Below are 17,102 nucleotides of genomic sequence, written 5' to 3' on the forward strand. Positions count from 1 at the left end.
CCGTGAAAAGGTTGCTTGACTGGCATTCTTTTTCCACAGATTCTGCCAAGAATACTTCACAATTCAAGGGATGGTGCCAAAACCAACAGTAAAAAACCGAATTCTGCCAACATCTTCTGACAATCTGACACAAAAGATCTGTAAATAAGGGATGGCACAAGCATTGAAGCAAAGGAAAAGTATCGATTTAGCAACTAAATAAAAATCATAATTATGGGAAAAATTATAGGCATTGACTTGGGTACTACCAACTCCTGCGTAGCTGTCATGGAGGGAAATGAGCCTGTAGTCATCCAAAACAGTGAAGGCAGAAGAACCACACCGTCAATTGTGGCATTTCTGGACAATGGAAATGGCGAACGAAAAGTAGGTGACCCGGCAAAACGTCAGGCCATTACCAATCCAGCCAATACCATTTCTTCAGTCAAACGATTTATGGGAAAGAAATTCTCTGAAGTTTCTGATGAGAAAAAACATGCTTCCTATAAAGTAGAGCAAGGTTCAAATGATACCGTTGTCATCAAAATAGGCGACCGTTCCTATACTCCTCAAGAGCTTTCAGCGATGATTCTTCAAAAAATGAAGAGTACTGCTGAAGATTTCTTAGGACAAGAAGTGACCGAAGCGGTCATCACAGTTCCTGCTTATTTCAACGACTCCGAACGTCAGGCAACCAAAGAAGCCGGACAAATTGCAGGCTTGGAAGTAAAGCGTATCATCAATGAGCCTACCGCTGCTGCTTTGGCTTATGGAATGGATAAGAAAAATCAAGATATGAAAATCGCCGTGTATGACCTCGGTGGTGGTACATTTGATATTTCTATTCTTGAGCTTGGTGATGGTGTATTTGAAGTAAAATCAACCAATGGAGACGTTCACCTAGGTGGTGACGACTTTGATCAAGTGATTATCGATTGGCTGGCAAGCGAATTTAAAGCCGAAGAAGAGATCGATTTGAAACAGGATCCGATGGCCCTTCAACGATTGAAGGAAGCTGCAGAGAAAGCTAAAATAGAACTTTCGAGCTCTTCATCCACTGAAATCAACCTGCCCTATATCACGGCTACCCAAACCGGACCAAAGCACTTGGTCAGAACATTGAGCAGATCAAAATTTGAGCAGCTTTCTGAAAATCTGGTCAAAAGATCTATGGATCCATGCAAAAAAGCTTTGGCTGATGCTGGTATGAATCCTTCCGATATTGATGAAGTGATCTTGGTGGGCGGATCTACTCGAATCCCAAAAATCCAGGAAGAAGTTGAAAAATTCTTTGGCAAAAAACCTTCTAAAGGTGTTAACCCTGATGAGGTGGTAGCGATCGGCGCTGCGATCCAAGGTGGGGTATTGACTGGAGAAGTAAAGGACGTTCTTCTCTTAGACGTCACTCCTTTATCACTTGGTATCGAAACAATGGGTGGAGTTTTCACCAAATTGATCGAGTCCAACACCACGATTCCGACCAAAAAATCAGAGGTATTCTCCACTGCAGCTGACAATCAGCCCGCTGTAGATATTCACGTATTGCAGGGAGAACGCTCCATGGCCAAGGATAACAGAACCATTGGAAGATTCCAACTTTCTGATATTCCACCTGCACCACGCGGGGTACCTCAAATCGAAGTAACCTTTGATATTGATGCCAACGGGATCTTAAATGTATCTGCCAAAGACAAGGGAACCGGAAAAGAGCAAAAAATTAAAATTGAGGCTTCTTCTGGTCTTTCTCAGGAGGAAATTGACAGAATGAAAAAAGAAGCCGAAGCGAATGCGGCTAACGATAAAGCTGAGAAAGAAAAGATCGATAAGTTAAATGCTGCAGATAGCTTGGTCTTCCAAACTGAAAAGCAGCTCAAAGAATACGGAGACAAACTTTCTGAAGGTAACAAAACCGCCATTTCAGGTGCTTTGGAAACCCTCAAATCTGCACATCAAACTCAAGACTTAGCCGGAATCGATGCAGCAATGGAGGGATTGAACAAAGCTTGGGAAGCAGCCTCTCAGGAAATCTACAACGCCACTCAAGGTGCTGGTGCTCAGCCAGGGGCTGATGCCGGAGCTGCTTCAGGCTCTGCAGAATCGGGTGATGGGGTGTCCGATGTTGATTACGAAGAAGTCAACGAAGACAAAAAGTAATTTCTGAACCCATAAAGCGCGGTTGGGGACATCCCATAGCGCTCTAGTTTAAGAGCCAAGAATCAAGATGTAAATCAAGAATCTTGGCTCTTTCTTCTTAACTCTCGTATTACTAGACATGCAGCTTACAGCCGATAATAAACTAAAAAACCTAATCGTCGTTGGGGATCGGGTATTGATCCGATTAAAAAAGCCAAACGAAAAAACTGGATCAGGACTCTATTTGCCTCCCGGTATCCAGGAAAAAGAAAAAGTACAACAAGGCTACATCATTAAAGCCGGACCGGGATACCCTATCCCCTCTCCTGTGGAAGAACATGAACCTTGGATGGAAAATGATGAAAAGGTCAGATACGTTCCCCTTCAAGCCAAAGAAGGTGATCTGGCGATTTTCCTTTTGTCAGGAGCTCACGAGGTAATTTATGAGGGAGAAAAATACTTTATCGTATCCCAAGGAGCCATTTTGATGCTCGAAAGAGAACAAGATCTTTAACTCAAAAACGGAAACAATTGGCTAAAAGAAAGCTCGGATTAACCGAGCTTTCTTGGATTTAATGCCACCAGATTTTTTTCTTTCTCAGGCTTTTGGGTTCAATGTAGGATGCTTTTGAATTCACGCTGATCTGGTTGGAATTTTGCCAAACTTTCTGATTCTTGGCCTCCAATCCTTTTGGGTTGTTGATCTCCTTACGGGTTTGGATTTTTATCGTCTCAGACTCACCCATCCAAAACTTAGAGGACTTAGCCTTGATTCCTTGCTCAAATTGTGGGCTTTCAAAAGCGAGGAGTACATTCCCGTCGCCCCTCTTTTCCCAAACTTTTTGGTTTTTGGCTTTAGGACCTTTGGACAGATTTTGCCCATAAGAAAATCCTCCGATCACAAGAGTCGCTGCTAATAAAAGGGTCTTTTTCATATCTCTGTATATTGGGTGTACAAAAGTATACAGAAATGAATCCTATTTGTTTCAAGAATCAGTATTTATTTTAGGTTTTATCCTTTTTTTTAAAATTTTATTCTTAAATACGAAGTTTTTCAATCTAAAAACAAGGTTAAATTTTAAGCTAATTTTTAAAATAACACCCTAAACCTCCTTCTTTTGGATCATTTTTATCCCCTAAACCTGCTAAAAAACCACCTTTACTAAAAAAACCGAGGTGAAAATCACCCCGGCTTTTCTAACAATAGACCCTGTTTTAAATTTTAGAAAGCAAAAACAGCAGCAAGCAAAACTGAGGAAAGGTTTTTGGTGGCTGCCAAATCTTTATTCATGAAAAACTCATTTTTCATAGTATCGAGTCTGAGTTCTGGAATGAGCGTGAGATTTTTTCCGACTTTGGCATTTCCTGATAAAGTCACTGCAAACACAGAACCGTCTCCTGAATCATCGATCCCCACTACACCTTCCAGTCCGGTATTAAAGACATTGAAATATTCTCCACGCAGTCCTAGGCCAAACTTCTCTGATGTGGTCGTCTGCAGGTATCCAGCGAACCCATAAAAACCATAGCCATCTCCTCCAATTTCTTGAATGTCAGACCCACTGAACAATTCGCCTGATGCCGTACTGTTGTAGGTAGTATTCACTCCCAAATACAGCGCTTCAGTCAAATTAAACCCCGTTGTCAAATCGATCTGAAAGGTATTCCCTCCAGAACTTTGCCCATCGATCAAGGATCCGTCATTGACCAGTTTTCCATCTTGATCGCCATAGACTAGGTTTAGGTAGGTACTTCCCGCATCAGTAGAATAACCCAATTGAGCCCCCAGGGTATAAGTACCATTAAGGTTAAACTCCGTCATATCCGTGGGATTCATCACCGAGGTCATCAAGGAAAATTTATCAGAAAGTGCAAAGTCAACTTTCAAACCGGTGTGAGAAAACGGACCGTAGGAAAACATATAAGAGGTGGAATAATTGAAATTACCGGTTGGTGAAATTACTTCATAGCCGAGAAAGGTATTGAAATTACCCATCGTGAATGTCACCTTGTCGGAGACATTCCAATACACATATAATTGATTCAGGATTTGAGAACTACCCGCTACTCCACCACCGTAAAGCGGAGAACCAAAAACCGCATCTTCGCCTCTTGGTCCAAAGACCAAATCAACTACTGCCCCGATTTTTTCTCCTTCATAAGTGGCGATAATATTGGCCATCCCGAGGGAGAAACCGGGTAAATTCCCAAATGAACTGGCTGGAGCCATGATATTTTCCCCTTTGTTTGGGGCGTTTAAGTTGGACCGAAAATAGGCATCAACTGAACCCGAAAGCATCAGTGTAGGAGGATCACTTTCTGAAGCCTCCTGAGACAATACTACATGAGTGGAGCTAATCGCTACGCATAGAATTAGTAAGAATATATTTTTCATTATACTTTTGAATGTTGGTGAATGATAGAGTTGACCAATAGGACCCTGACCCAATCGAAAGAGAGTCGCGTTTTTTTCTTTGGGCAGGGTTCTTTAATTTTTCTTTTGATTATTCGTCAAAGACGATCGTATATCCGCGGATTCCATGTTCGTGAGAATCTAAACCAGTCCGCTCATGCTCTTCGGAAACCCGTATTCCAACCGTCTTTTTAAGAAGGTAAAAAATCACAAAAGCTGCCGAAAAAGCCGTAGCACCACAAATGGCTACGCCGATGAGCTGAGTTAATACGGAGTGCTCCGAATTGGTCGAAAAAATTCCCACAGCCAATGTTCCCCAGACGCCACACGTCAGGTGTACTGAAACCGCTCCCACTACATCGTCCAGCTTCAAGCGGTCTAATAAAATTGCTGATAGCACTACCAAAATCCCCCCAATAAACCCGACCAATACAGCGGCACCCGGATTAATGACGTCCGCACCAGCGGTAATCGACACCAAGCCAGCCAAAATTCCATTTAGCACCATTCCCAAATCCAAGCGCTTGAAGGCAAAATAAGCAGCTAAAAACCCCCCTAAGCCCCCAGCACAGGCTGCCAATGAGGTGGTCACCAAAACAAAAGAAACTAATCCTGGGTCTGCAGAAAGCACGGATCCCCCATTAAATCCGAACCAGCCCAACCAAAGTAAAAATACGCCGATTACAGCAAGCGGAACACTAGCCCCCGGTTTTTCTATGGTTTTGCCATTCACATACTTACCGATTCTTGGGCCAACCAAAATCACTCCGGCCAAGGCACCCCAACCCCCCACAGAGTGGACCAATGTACTCCCTGCAAAGTCATAAAAGCCCATTTCGTCCAAGGCTCCGCCGCCCCACTTCCAGCTTCCGATTATCGGGTAGACTACCCCTACAAAAAGCAAGGTAAACATCAGGTAAGCTCCAAGCTTAACTCGTTCAGCAATAGCTCCAGAAACTATCGTAGCAGCCGTGGCTGCAAACATCGCCTGAAACAGAAAATCTGTCCAATAGGTGTATCCCCCGTCGGCATACCCCGCGGTAATGTCCGCTTTGCCTGGGGCAAACCAAAACATATTCCACCCTGCAGAGTCAAAACTCAACCAGCCAGGAACATCAAATCCAGGATACATCAAATAAAATCCGATAGCTGCATAAGAAATGATACCGATAATCGGAGTCACGGTATTCTTAAACAGAATATTCACTGTGTTTTTGGCTTGGCCAAAGCCCGCCTCTACTCCAGCAAAACCCAAGTGCATGATAAAAACCAGCGCCGTGGATAACATCATCCAGACATTGTTAGTCGTCAGGATGTTTTGAGAAATCTCCAAAGAGAGATCCAATGAGGCCATATCATTGGCCAACAGGGTTGCAAAATTCTTCATAGGTTTGAGATTAAATTTGAACTTTTTTCAAAATTTTATTGGGTAATTATTGAATTACACACAAACGAATGTAAAGTATTTTCACCCAATAAAAAAAATCACTTTCTCACAAAAAGACATTTTTTATTATTTTAATGATTAATATTCAAACCTTTTTTTAATGATTTTTCAATTTTTTGACTCATATAGGGTATTTTTTAACCCTTTGATTAAAAAAAATAATATTCTGTTTTGTTCTAGAATATTTTTTGAAATCGATTTCGAAAAACTAGATTCAAAATGAAGCCCACCCTATTGAGACATGAACCAATTTTAATTCTGTTTTATGCCATATTTTGCAATATCGTATTGTTTAGTGGGTTTTATGAAAAATATAAATTTTCATGATAGGCACATTTTTTTAACCTAAAAATCAATCTTACTCCACATTTCGTCGCATCATAGCCCAAATTCGGGGCAAAAAAATAAGATCCTCATTGAAAATGAGGATCTCACAACCAAAAGCAAACTGGTGACAATTAACGCTTCAACAGGGCAAATTCCTTGGCAAAATAGCTCAGGATAACCTTTGCCCCTGCTCGTTTGATACTGGTCAGCATTTCTATCATCGCCCGGTCATTTTCCAACCATCCCTTTTCTACGGAGGCTTTTAGCATGGAGTATTCCCCAGATACGTTATAGGCCGCAATAGGAAGCGGATAAGTCGTATTTAGGAGCTGAATAATATCCAAATAAGCCAAGGCAGGTTTAACCATCAAAAAATCGGCTCCTTCCATCAAGTCAAGTTCCCCCTCAATCAAGGCTTCCCGGCTATTGGAAGGGTTCATCTGGTAGGTTTTCTTATCCCCAAACTTTGGGGCAGAATCCAATGCATCCCGAAACGGCCCATAAAAGGCACTCGCATACTTGGCCGTGTAGGACATGATGGAAGTTTCACTGAAGCCATTTTCGTCCAAAAGCTGTCGAATGTAACCTACTCTCCCATCCATCATGTCAGAAGGGCCCAGAATATCCACTCCTGCCTCGGCCTGTGCTAGAGCCATTTTTCCCAATATCTCCAAGGTCTCATCATTGAGGATTTTCCCATCCTTTACTAAGCCGTCATGCCCATCGCTACTGTAAGGATCCATGGCCACATCAGACATCAGGCAAATTTCAGGAAATTCCTTTTTAATCTCCCGCAAGCCTTTGAGGTAAAAGGTATCGGGATTGTAACTTTCAGTGGCAGTAGCATTTTTTAATTGCTCCGGGTAAGCGGGAAACACATCAATTGCTTCAATTCCCAGCTTCATACAAGACTCTATTTCCTTCAGCAGGGCATCAATAGAAAAGCGAAAAATTCCGGGCATCGAATTGACCTCAATTTTTTTACCTTGGCCTTCGATCAAAAACATCGGAAAAATCAGATCCTTCACGGAAACTGATGTTTCTTCTACCATATTTCGTATAGCTTGGGATTTTCTATTTCTACGAGGTCGTCGGTTCATGGATAGTAAAGTTTCTTTTTCCAAAGGTACAATCAAACCTTCCCTTCTTAAAATCCTGAAGAAATAATCATGAATTCCCGCTCATAAAAATCGGATTTCTGTAAATTGAGGGAAATAATTTTTTCTATGAACCACCCAAAATACATCCAAACTCTTTTTGGTCAGAGAGACGCTTTTCAATGCCTAGATATCCGAGATCTAAATACGATCCATTCCATACCTAATCCATTATTTGAACCTTCAGGCATTTGTACTCACTCCGAACTTCAAAAATTAAGAAGAAAGGGTTTTAGTTCTGAAATAGGAAGTGAGCTAATGAAACGGGTTGAAAAACTAAGCCAGCATTTCTACCCCAACACCCCAATCCTTCTGTTTGATGAGGCTCCCCAGCTTATGGCTCAGGCAATTTGGCAGCATTTTCGTGCCCAACATCCAGTCTACATCTATAAAGGAGGGATAAAAAAACTACTTTTTGAGGCGGAAACTGTGTTTTCACGCCACTATGATTTCATGGTGCTTTGCGGGCCTACTGGGGTAGGAAAAACTGACCTATTGGAAGAATTATTCAAAAAAAGCCAACAAGTCCTCAATCTAGAATCCCTGGCAAATCATCAAGGTTCTACTTTTGGCAATCTAAGACAGGAGAAGCAAGCCCCACAAGAAACCTTCCTACTGAAACTAGCCGCCAAATTAGATTCTTTTAATCCTGGGTTACCTATCTTTACCGAATCAGAAAAACTGAGCTTAGGAAAAAACATGATCCCTTTAGGGCTTGCAGAGCAGCTGGAAACCGGAAAAATGATTTTGCTTAGGCTCTCAAATAAAAAGAGAGTCGAACGACTGGTTGCCCAATACGCAGGCATAAATGACGGGATGCTGGCGGATGGAGTAAATACCTTGAAATTTAGAATAGGAAAGGAAAAATCAGCAACAATCCTTTCCCATTTGAAACGGAAAAATTATACCTCCGTGGCGGAAGGACTTTTAGCCTACTTTGATCACTCCGAATCCTATCAAAATGCGTATAAAAATGAATTCTATACTATCCTAGACAATAGCAATGTGCAGAAATCAGCTGAAGAGTTATTGTCAAAAATTCATTCCATTTAATAGGCAAAAAAAAACGTCTCCCGATGGAAGACGCCACTGTGTTGACACCGAATTATTGCATTACTCTTCGTTATGCTGTTACTCAGACTTCAATTTTCCGTTTTCTTCTGCATGCCTACTCAGATTTCTAACACTCAAGGTGCATTTATCTTTACCCTAGATTGGCTTCATATTTTGGTGTAAATTAAGCGATTACGTATTATTTTCCAAGACTTGGTCAAAATTTAGTCCGCTGCTTCCCTCTCCTCTTCCGGTTCGTTTTCTTCTCCCATACCAAGTGACGATTTTACCATGATACCAACGCGTGCGCTGATAGGTACCGGTTAATTTAACTCCAGACCGAGGCACTTCTTCTTCGTCAATAAACAGTGGGTGTAGTTGTTCATCATTCGGGTTTATTCCTTCTCGAAGCAACTGTGTACGGGGTCTGACCGCATGTGTTGGCATAAATTCTGTAATTCGAGGCATGGAAGCCCGCTGGAAATGGATCTCCCGATTGGAGCCCTTTTGATGTACGGGGATAAATGGAATCCAATTTTCACTGATTGTATTACCCAGTTGATACTTTAGCATGGCTTTATACGTACTGGCTTTACCTTCGGGGGAATTTAAATTAAGCTCAGGAAGGGCAAGCATGGACAATGCTGATGGTTCCTTTTGAAGCTTCTCCAATAATTCCTGAAGATTCCGAGCAGTTTCATAGCCGTCGATCGATCCTCCTAAGCCGTCCGGAATTTGACTTTCGATTGCCCAAACCAGATTGGCCATTTCATCCCGGATCAGTTTAATCTCCTCTATTGGTTCACTTTCCATGGTTCGGGCAACCACAGGTGGCAGCAGGATTCGTTTGTCAAAATCAGGTTTTTCAAACTCACCCTTTTCCACCGATAGAGAATACATATTCCAGTCGTTCCAATCATTTCCGGCTTGATGAGCTGGCGCTATGAAATAATTTTGTCCAAAAGTATCTCTGACCACAATCCCTTCTACTTCTGCCAAAGAGCCACTAGGAATATCATAAGGTATGGAAAGCCAATCATTGCTGTATTGCATCGCATATTGCGTGACCAGGATTTTGGCGATATCCGTATCGGAAGCTTTCAAATTACCCAGATCGATCGCCCCGTCTTCCATCTCCCACCATCGTGAATTAGGCATTCCCGCAAATGCTGCCTCAGTCGGAATCAGGCTGATAACCCTTCGGGTTTTTAGCGATTCGTCAAATTCGGTTTCTGAGGATGAACTTTCCTTGCTCACGTCAAATGAATACCAATCCAAATGACCCTGAAAATACGCTGCAGCAGTAAGTTCAGTTTGTCCACCATTTCCTTCCTCCACCTTGGCTTTGAAACTATACTCCAACCGCTCCTGATGCCAACAGGTCTCTGCGGGATCGACCGGAATATTCAATTCCTCTCTCACAAATTGGATCCAATTACTCGCCGCCATCTCCAAGATCGCCTGATGTTTCCAAAGGACAAATCGGTCAGTTTCCGGACTTTGATTTTCTTCCAAGACCAGTGAATTGATTTTTGTAAAATCCCCCTCCAAAAACAACCACAATTCCAAACCATTTACGGCCCTGCCAGCCAAGGTTCGAAGAAAGGCTGTTGCTTGCTGAAGACTCAATTGACGGGCCTTTGAAATCTCCTCTCCCACTGATTCATTTCCTTTATCCAATTCAGGAACCTCAAACGAGAATTTGACTAAAAGGTCATTCTTGTATTGACCAAGGGTATAGCCCTCTTCTTGAGGGGCATTTGACCCTTGCTCATCTAAAAGCTGGAGAAATTTTCTACCCCACTTTGCTGCTTTTTTTAAATCAACCTGAGGAAAAAGCCGCTCTACCTGCGTTTCAAGCGGTATATTTTCAGAATACACTTGACTGAAACCATTTGGAAATTCCAAATTCGAAATCCGAACGGAATTTACCGCCACCTTGGCCAATATAGCGGAACCTGCATCTTCACCCTTAAATTCACCAAACTGATATTGCCGGGCCAGCATCCACAGGGGATCATGGATACGCGCAGCCAACGCATCCTCCAGTTCCTCTTCACGCGGCCTACCTTCTATTCGATTAAATGCCCTAAAGGGCGCACAATAAATATTACTCATAGCTATTCTGGTTCATACCCAGTGTTTATCCTAGAAAAATCTACATATAATCCCATTTTGGACTCACTATCTTCATCGATTTCATCCTCTATCAGCCGTTGGACATGCTCCGTATTACCGTAGGCCAAAGTCGTTGTGGCAGGGAGTAATTGGGAATACATGGACTCCTCCACATGCTCCGGCTCGACGGCCCTGAGTTTACTCAGACTCAATGCTTCCTCTACACAATGAGCAAGTTCTTCAAAGTCCCAAGTGCCATTCTTTTCCCCCGGTACGGCAAGGAGCAAACTTTGGGGAGCTCTGGCATCGGGTTGATTGAAATGAAATGCTATCCCCGTGGTTTGCTTAGCGATCGGGATTAATTCTGTCCATTCGTCCAATACCAATCCCACGCATTTTTCCTCCACTTTCTGGTGGCCCAGGATCAAAAGCGACAATCGGTCGCCATCAGGCTGGTAGGAGTCTGGGAAGGCCGCCCCAAACCAATAATCTCGATCACTCAATGGGGGAAGATTATCCATATCCCAGGGAAGTTGAACAGGTTTTAGATGCAAAGGGTCTTCATACAGGAGTTCACCGAGCATGGAAACGGACTCCAACTGAGACATTGGTTTGCGAACATGGGAAATCTCAGCCCACCAATCCACTAAATCACTTTCTCCAGAAAGATGTCGTAATGGGCTTTCACCCCATGGCATAGCCAGTTGGCTAGTGATTTGAGCAGCATGGGTTAGGCTGATTTCTGGAAGAATTTTAAATCCACTTCCCAAAAACTTGGAGCTAAAGTCTTGACAAAAGGTCAACCATTTTGCCTGATCAATCTCTAAATCCAAGGCTGACAGTTTTCCTTCGGCAAAGGAGATATTCTGCTCCATTTTCTCTTTTGCAGAACTAATCCGTTGAGCCATGATCAACACATCTTCAGCTGGATTTGACGGATAAAATCCTGCAAATCCGAAAAGACTGAGGGATTTGAGCGAATCAATGGCTAGATTTCGCTCAGTTTCAGTATACGTAGTTTTGCCCGATTGAAAGGGAGAAAGTGTATCGAACATGGTTTTATAGTCTTGGAGAATTGAATTAATTCTCGACTTTAACTTCGAGATGTCGATTCCCGGTGCCTCTACTCCAAAATTGGCCTCCTCCTCGGCGACTCTAAAATCACGTGCATCACAACTCCGAGCAGATCCGATAACTTTGCCCAGATGCTGAATCAATGAAACCAACTCCCCAAAACTCAAATCCGCAGGATTGCCCGGGGAATTAAATCTGATTTCGACTTTGCCTTCCGTACTGTGCCCTAAACCTCGAAGATGGTCCAGACAGCGAGCTTGAAGTTCTTCCTGACTTTCATCACCTCCTGCAGCTACCAACAGCACCAAATCGATCGGCTGAAGTCCCAAATCAATCAAATGAATTGAAAAATCTCCGGAATCGAGTTTAATCAACCAAGAAATATTAGCCGGATCTCCTATTCGGGAGGCCAACCAGTGATTGAGTGAAGGCTCAGCTTTGCCTCGTGGGCTTTCTGGAACTCCATCCCAAGGAGATCCTACCGCAGCTGAGACCGGAATCTGAAGAATTGCCCGATGTGAGACCATCACACCTTGCCGCATACTCCTGATGATATCCGGGTCCATGATATTTTTCCCTTCAGCGATGGCATCCAAAATAGCTGCTGCTTTCACATGATTACCTCGAACAAGTTGATACACTCCTTCAGCAGTCATCAGGTCACCCAGTGCATCCAGTGCATCCATCACATGGTCTATTTCATGAATAATGGCCCTTATTTTTTTGCGCTCCAATTCGGCTGTAGAACCTACATCAGGAGCACTTGGATTGGGGAGACTTCCGGTCAATCCCCACGGATAATTGGCAAAGCCAATCGTACCTGAGTTAGAGGTAATGACACTTTCCACCAAAGTCTTATCAGCGAGAAGGTAGGATTCAAAATGATCAATTAAAGCAATTCCGTCCACCACATGTGCGGGGCGTATGCTCTCCTTTTGAACTTGACTTGCCGATTCAATATTTTCATCCGAATAGCTTGGAAACTTCCTTCGAAGACGGTAAATGTATTTATCCATTTCCAAAGGATTGCCTACACCATCCTCATAGTTCTCGTGCAAGGCCCGCTCAAACTGATACCCGAGTAAAGCCCCCAATTCCTGGCCTTGGCTGACTCCCTCCAATAGATGAAGCGCCTTTCTTATCCTACTCGATGTTAAGTTAATGGCAAGTGGATTAGCCTTACCTTCTTGATTCTTCATTGCATTAAATCCTGCCCGCAAAACCGCAGCGGTCACGGCATGATTCATACTGGGGCCATGAACAAAACCCTGACTATCCGGAAGCTTGCTTACCAATCCTCCATTGGGAGGCTCCAAGCCTTTAGGTAAGGTGGTTATGAGTTGTTGCGGAGATTTTTCCCGACGTAAATCATGCACAAACCCAAAAGCTCCCAAATACGTACCTTTTTCGTTTTCCTTTCTTAATTCGCCAAGCCTGAAATTGGATAAGCCAGTCAACCAAGCATCCAGTCGATAACTCACCAAATCAATATGCGAGGCCAAAAGTCGCTCTAACGACTCCACGTCAAGATCAACCAGTTTTTCTACCGCATTTTTAGCGAACGTCGATCGGTCAAAAACTAACGCTCCACGAAGCATCGCAAAGAGTGCGGTGTATTGAATACGTTCCTCTTCTTCAATCCTAACTTTTGGGAGTTGGTCAAATTGCAATTGGGTGATTTTATTGAGAGTCTCAGGTTTGAGCAGCCATTCGATATAATTGACTCCCTTATCCGTGACAGCAAGCTTCTCCCCCAATCTAGAATCTTGTACCAGCGGTCCAAGAATAAAGTTACCTTCAGTAAAACGGTTTTTGTAAATATCTGCTTTACTGATCGCATTGCTTTGCGCAAAAGAAGTGGTAAGATCCAGGTTTTTGAGCAGCTGGCTGTAATTATTGGCCACTTTAGTCGGTGAAAAAACATCATTTTCCAAATCCCAATTGACCACAAAAGTGGAATCCTCGGGTTCCTTCCAACGACTCGCAGCATTGACCCCAAATCGGTAAAAGAACTCCTTGGAAAGTGGCTCTAAACCTAAGATCTTCAAAAACTGTCCTTGAGGATCATTTTTATATTCTGGGTCATTGATGGAAATGGGTTGGGTTGAGAAATGCTCAAAGGCTGCTTTGGTCTGTTTCAAAAACAGGGTAAGGTTTTTAATATAGTTGGCCTCTGAACCTTTAGTCAATGCCCCTTGAGATTTGAATAATTTCACCGGACTGATCGGCAAAACACCATAGGGCTGATTATCAATTTTGAAACTAGGAATAGTCCCTATCCCTGAAACATGGCGAAGCATGAAAAGCATAGTCTGGCTGATATCATAGTCACCCATCAGGTTGTCCACCATATTTTTGAAATAGTACTCCAGTGAGGTCGAGAAGAGTGCACGATTCATTGCTCTTCCATTACAAATATCTTTTTTGTTGAAATGCTTCATTAATCGAATCAAATCCTCAGAAATTCCCAAGCCCTCTTTGAAAAACTGACCGTCCGATATCAACAGCTCATTTTGATCCAAGGCACTATTCACAAATTCGGCTTGATCCCCATTGAAAAAGACCTGGTAGGCCTCATCAAAATCATTGTCTAGTCCCCGATAGGGAGATTTGACAGATTCCGTATTGTTGGTTGCTGTGCCCAATGGCAAAAACTCCAATCCCCCTTCACTATACAGGTGATTGGTAAAAAGCTTATCGATCAACTCTTGACTGGATTGTGCATCTTTGTTTTGGACACCATAGGCCATCACTAGATCAAAGCCCTCTTCAAAATCAATCTTGTCCAGCGGGATTTTAAGCCCCATCCCAACCTCAACTGCTGCTTCAAAATCAAACATCCAATTCAGCGATTGGGGAACTTTCAACTCCCCATCCTCCAAGTGTTCAAACTCATCTGCCTGATTGCCACTGGGGTCAAGACTCAGAGGAAGTGGATTAGGGATAGTTTTACCGGTCACAATGTGCTGGTATTCATCTCCACGCTTGGTTACCACCACAAAGCGATCCGGCAGCACTTCAGTAAACCCTGCCCGATCCCAGCTTTTGCTTTTTTTCTCTACTTTAGGGAAAGTCAACTTAGGTTTAAAAGGCTGATTCAAGCCTTTCAAATTCGATTGATAAAAATGATAGATCAGTTTTCCAACTTCGTTTACTTGCTTGACAAAAGCCCTGATATCCGATTCCTGAAGGGTTCTACTCCCAGACCGATTCCAGGTAGCCGCCCAATCAATGGCTTCCCGGCAGTGCGCCAAAGCCTGATCAAGAGAGTCTTTATTTTCCAGACAAACTGTAAACCGTTTGGGTTGCAGATAAATTTTCACCTTACTTGACCAAGCTGCAAAGGCATCTACCATTTTTTTCGAATCGGTCGTATTGCGAACAAAACCTCTTCCTTTCGGCACATAGAATAATTCTCGAATAAGAATATCCCAAAATTCATTTTTGATTTCCTCAACCTGACCTAATTTGACCTCTTGCGGCTCCAAAATCTTGATAGCATAGGCTGCTCTCCAGACTCCCATACTAGCAGCAGCTGCACGCCATGCACCCAATTCAGCAGTTTTCCGCCCAGCTGGCAAAAGCCGATATACCTCATGGTAAAAATCCTGAGCGATTTTAATCTCATCCTCTGTCAATCGCTCATCATGATTGTCGATGGCAATATCATCGGGAAAAATTCGCACCCACAATTCCATAACCTCCACAGAAGAAGGCACCCGGAATACCACCCGATCACGATTTCGCTCATAAAACCGATCCCGAGGATCATTTATATCTACCAATTGATCCAAAATTTGATTTTCGATCGCAACCAGGTTAATCTCGGCCTCCGCTCTAGCAGCAGAAGCATCTGGTCTCGGATTGGCAGTGAGGATATTATTCACCTGATCCTTCAAGCTGAAATAGGCGCTTTTCAGCTGATTGTAATCCCCTCTTGGAAGTAAAATTGTGTTGGATGAGGATATTTTGATTTTATCCTGAAGTTCACCAAGCTGTTTGCTCAGGACTTCCAGTTGTTTTTTGGGAGCTGAGGCCTTACTTACACGAATTACATCTCGGGCTCGAAGCAGATTGATCCGTGAGTCATTTGCTGCTCTGGCACTGAGTCGGATTCGATCATCTGCTATGATTTGATTTTCGGTTTTGACCAGTTCCGGATCGAGCTCTCTTAATTGGTTCAGGTAGCTCGTAATCTGATTTGATGCCTTAGTCAAGGACGCCTTTTGAGCAGGCGTCACGACTTTTACCCTTCGGATCTTCTTTTGAAAATCAATCAATTGATTCTTCAATTTCAGAAAATTCCCCTTTAATTCATTAATCTCCGTCAAACTACCCTCAAGCGGAATCTGAGCATGTTCGTGGATAGATTTCAGCTGGGAAAAAAGAACCTTTTGGATAGTGGATACGGACCCGACGTTGAGGGAAGAAAATCTGGATTGATCCATTAACCTACTCATGACTTTTAGGATTTCCGCATTCAACTGCTTGACAGGATAGGTTTTCAGCTGTCCCCGAGTCCGAATGAGCGGAACATGTTCTTCATCTATCCGCTTTTTGAGCGCATTGATTTTTTTCCGGAGATCATATTCTTCTTTTTTGAGATCTCTGATTCCGGTATAGCCAATTTTGAAATTAGTCAGCCGTACATCCCCACTTTTATGACGCCGCTTGATATAGGAAATCTTACGTTGGATTTCCTTTATCATTTCCTCAGTCGCCCCAAAATCCGGTTCATCTGCGAGCTGGTCAAGTTCTTCGATTTGAAGGTCAATTTTATCGAGCTCCGCGTCTAATTTAGCAGCGTTGATTTCATTGGAGACAAAAATTGCATCTATACTCTTATTGAGTTTGTTTAATGAATCCAGGTATTTGTTACCCTTCTCAAAGATGGAAACTGAGGGAGTCTTTAGCTTCTCGATGGTTTTGGTTAACCTTCCTATTGCTGAAGAAAGATCTCCTATTTTCCCGCTGTACCGGGGATCTTTGTCTATTGATTTGGCCAAAGAGTCCAAGTCCTTAGCTGCATCTCGAAGGACTATTTTGTCTGCTCGGGTAGCCTGATCAATCGCCTCGATTTGGGAGATTTGTTTTTGGATTAGGCTAATAAAAGTTGTGATTTTTGACTGGATCTGTCGGGTGCTTGGCTGCTTTTTTCTTTCGGGTAAAAAGAAAGTTCGGATCTGATGATAAATGGCGTATAAATCTTGAATGATCCCTCCTACATGGGGTTGGCTGGGCTTTTCAGGAGAAATTATCCGCGCATATTTCACAAACTTCGTCTCCAGCCGCACAGGAAGCATCAATACGGGAAAATCATCGCTTCGCTGGTTGAAGGCCGATTTGATATGGTGAAAAGTGGGGTCGTTATATTTTCCTATAAGTTCGGTGATAGGCATGG

At 43.0% G+C, this 17,102-nt stretch carries 9 protein-coding genes; 3 read left to right on the forward strand and 6 right to left on the reverse strand.

Going from position 1 to position 17,102, the window contains the following annotated elements; translation table 11 throughout:
* Nucleotides 1-213 precede the first annotated feature (213 nt).
* Both dnaK and Q0L00_RS05915 read left to right on the forward strand, forming a co-directional pair.
* Entirely contained in the window at nt 214-2,133 is a 1,920-nt protein-coding gene (gene dnaK, locus Q0L00_RS05910) for a molecular chaperone DnaK (RefSeq protein WP_297335944.1), read from the forward strand.
* Nucleotides 2,134-2,251: 118 nt separating this feature from the next.
* Entirely contained in the window at nt 2,252-2,626 is a 375-nt protein-coding gene (locus tag Q0L00_RS05915; protein ID WP_297335945.1) for a co-chaperone GroES family protein, read from the forward strand.
* 58 nt (nt 2,627-2,684) lie between these two features.
* Here the strand turns inward: Q0L00_RS05915 and Q0L00_RS05920 are convergent, their stop codons facing one another.
* The 4 genes from Q0L00_RS05920 to hemB all read right to left on the reverse strand — a co-directional run bounded on the left by Q0L00_RS05920 (nt 2,685) and on the right by hemB (nt 7,399).
* On the reverse strand, nt 2,685-3,047 hold the full coding sequence (locus Q0L00_RS05920; protein ID WP_297335946.1) for a hypothetical protein: 363 nt from the start codon (nt 3,045-3,047) through the stop codon (nt 2,685-2,687).
* Between the two features lie 287 nt (nt 3,048-3,334).
* On the reverse strand, nt 3,335-4,507 hold the full coding sequence (locus Q0L00_RS05925; RefSeq protein ID WP_297335947.1) for a porin: 1,173 nt from the start codon (nt 4,505-4,507) through the stop codon (nt 3,335-3,337).
* 109 nt (nt 4,508-4,616) lie between these two features.
* The gene (locus tag Q0L00_RS05930) at nt 4,617-5,912 is read right to left on the reverse strand and encodes an ammonium transporter (RefSeq protein ID WP_297335948.1); all 1,296 of its coding nucleotides are present in this window, start codon (nt 5,910-5,912) and stop codon (nt 4,617-4,619) included.
* A gap of 518 nt (nt 5,913-6,430) precedes the next feature.
* The gene (hemB, locus tag Q0L00_RS05935; RefSeq protein ID WP_297335949.1) at nt 6,431-7,399 is read right to left on the reverse strand and encodes a porphobilinogen synthase; all 969 of its coding nucleotides are present in this window, start codon (nt 7,397-7,399) and stop codon (nt 6,431-6,433) included.
* A 126-nt stretch (nt 7,400-7,525) separates the two neighbouring features.
* Between hemB and Q0L00_RS05940 the strand changes: the two genes are divergently transcribed.
* Nucleotides 7,526-8,509, forward strand: coding sequence for a hypothetical protein (locus tag Q0L00_RS05940; RefSeq protein WP_297335950.1), 984 nt, complete (start codon nt 7,526-7,528; stop codon nt 8,507-8,509).
* 192 nt (nt 8,510-8,701) lie between these two features.
* On the opposite strand, the gene Q0L00_RS05945 is transcribed toward Q0L00_RS05940, so the two are convergent.
* Nucleotides 8,702-10,627: a hypothetical protein gene (locus tag Q0L00_RS05945; RefSeq protein WP_297335951.1), complete on the reverse strand. Its 1,926-nt coding sequence runs from the start codon at nt 10,625-10,627 to the stop codon at nt 8,702-8,704.
* A 2-nt stretch (nt 10,628-10,629) separates the two neighbouring features.
* The gene (locus Q0L00_RS05950; RefSeq protein WP_297335952.1) at nt 10,630-17,100 is read right to left on the reverse strand and encodes a hypothetical protein; all 6,471 of its coding nucleotides are present in this window, start codon (nt 17,098-17,100) and stop codon (nt 10,630-10,632) included.
* Nucleotides 17,101-17,102: the final 2 nt, after the last annotated feature.

Source organism: Algoriphagus sp. (assembly GCF_024305035.1).
Classification (GTDB): Bacteria; Bacteroidota; Bacteroidia; order Cytophagales; family Cyclobacteriaceae; genus Algoriphagus.

Excerpts from the sequence above, each read along its gene's own strand:
- dnaK (WP_297335944.1), top strand. The coding sequence starts at position 214 with ATGGGAAAAATTATAGGCATTGACTTGGGTACTACCAACTCCTGCGTA.
- Q0L00_RS05950 (WP_297335952.1), bottom strand. The coding sequence starts at position 17,100 with ATGCCTATCACCGAACTTATAGGAAAATATAACGACCCCACTTTTCAC.
- Q0L00_RS05940 (WP_297335950.1), top strand. The coding sequence starts at position 7,526 with ATGAACCACCCAAAATACATCCAAACTCTTTTTGGTCAGAGAGACGCT.
- Q0L00_RS05915 (WP_297335945.1), top strand. The coding sequence starts at position 2,252 with ATGCAGCTTACAGCCGATAATAAACTAAAAAACCTAATCGTCGTTGGG.
- Q0L00_RS05945 (WP_297335951.1), bottom strand. The coding sequence starts at position 10,627 with ATGAGTAATATTTATTGTGCGCCCTTTAGGGCATTTAATCGAATAGAA.
- hemB (WP_297335949.1), bottom strand. The coding sequence starts at position 7,399 with ATGAACCGACGACCTCGTAGAAATAGAAAATCCCAAGCTATACGAAAT.
- Q0L00_RS05920 (WP_297335946.1), bottom strand. The coding sequence starts at position 3,047 with ATGAAAAAGACCCTTTTATTAGCAGCGACTCTTGTGATCGGAGGATTT.
- Q0L00_RS05930 (WP_297335948.1), bottom strand. The coding sequence starts at position 5,912 with ATGAAGAATTTTGCAACCCTGTTGGCCAATGATATGGCCTCATTGGAT.
- Q0L00_RS05925 (WP_297335947.1), bottom strand. The coding sequence starts at position 4,507 with ATGAAAAATATATTCTTACTAATTCTATGCGTAGCGATTAGCTCCACT.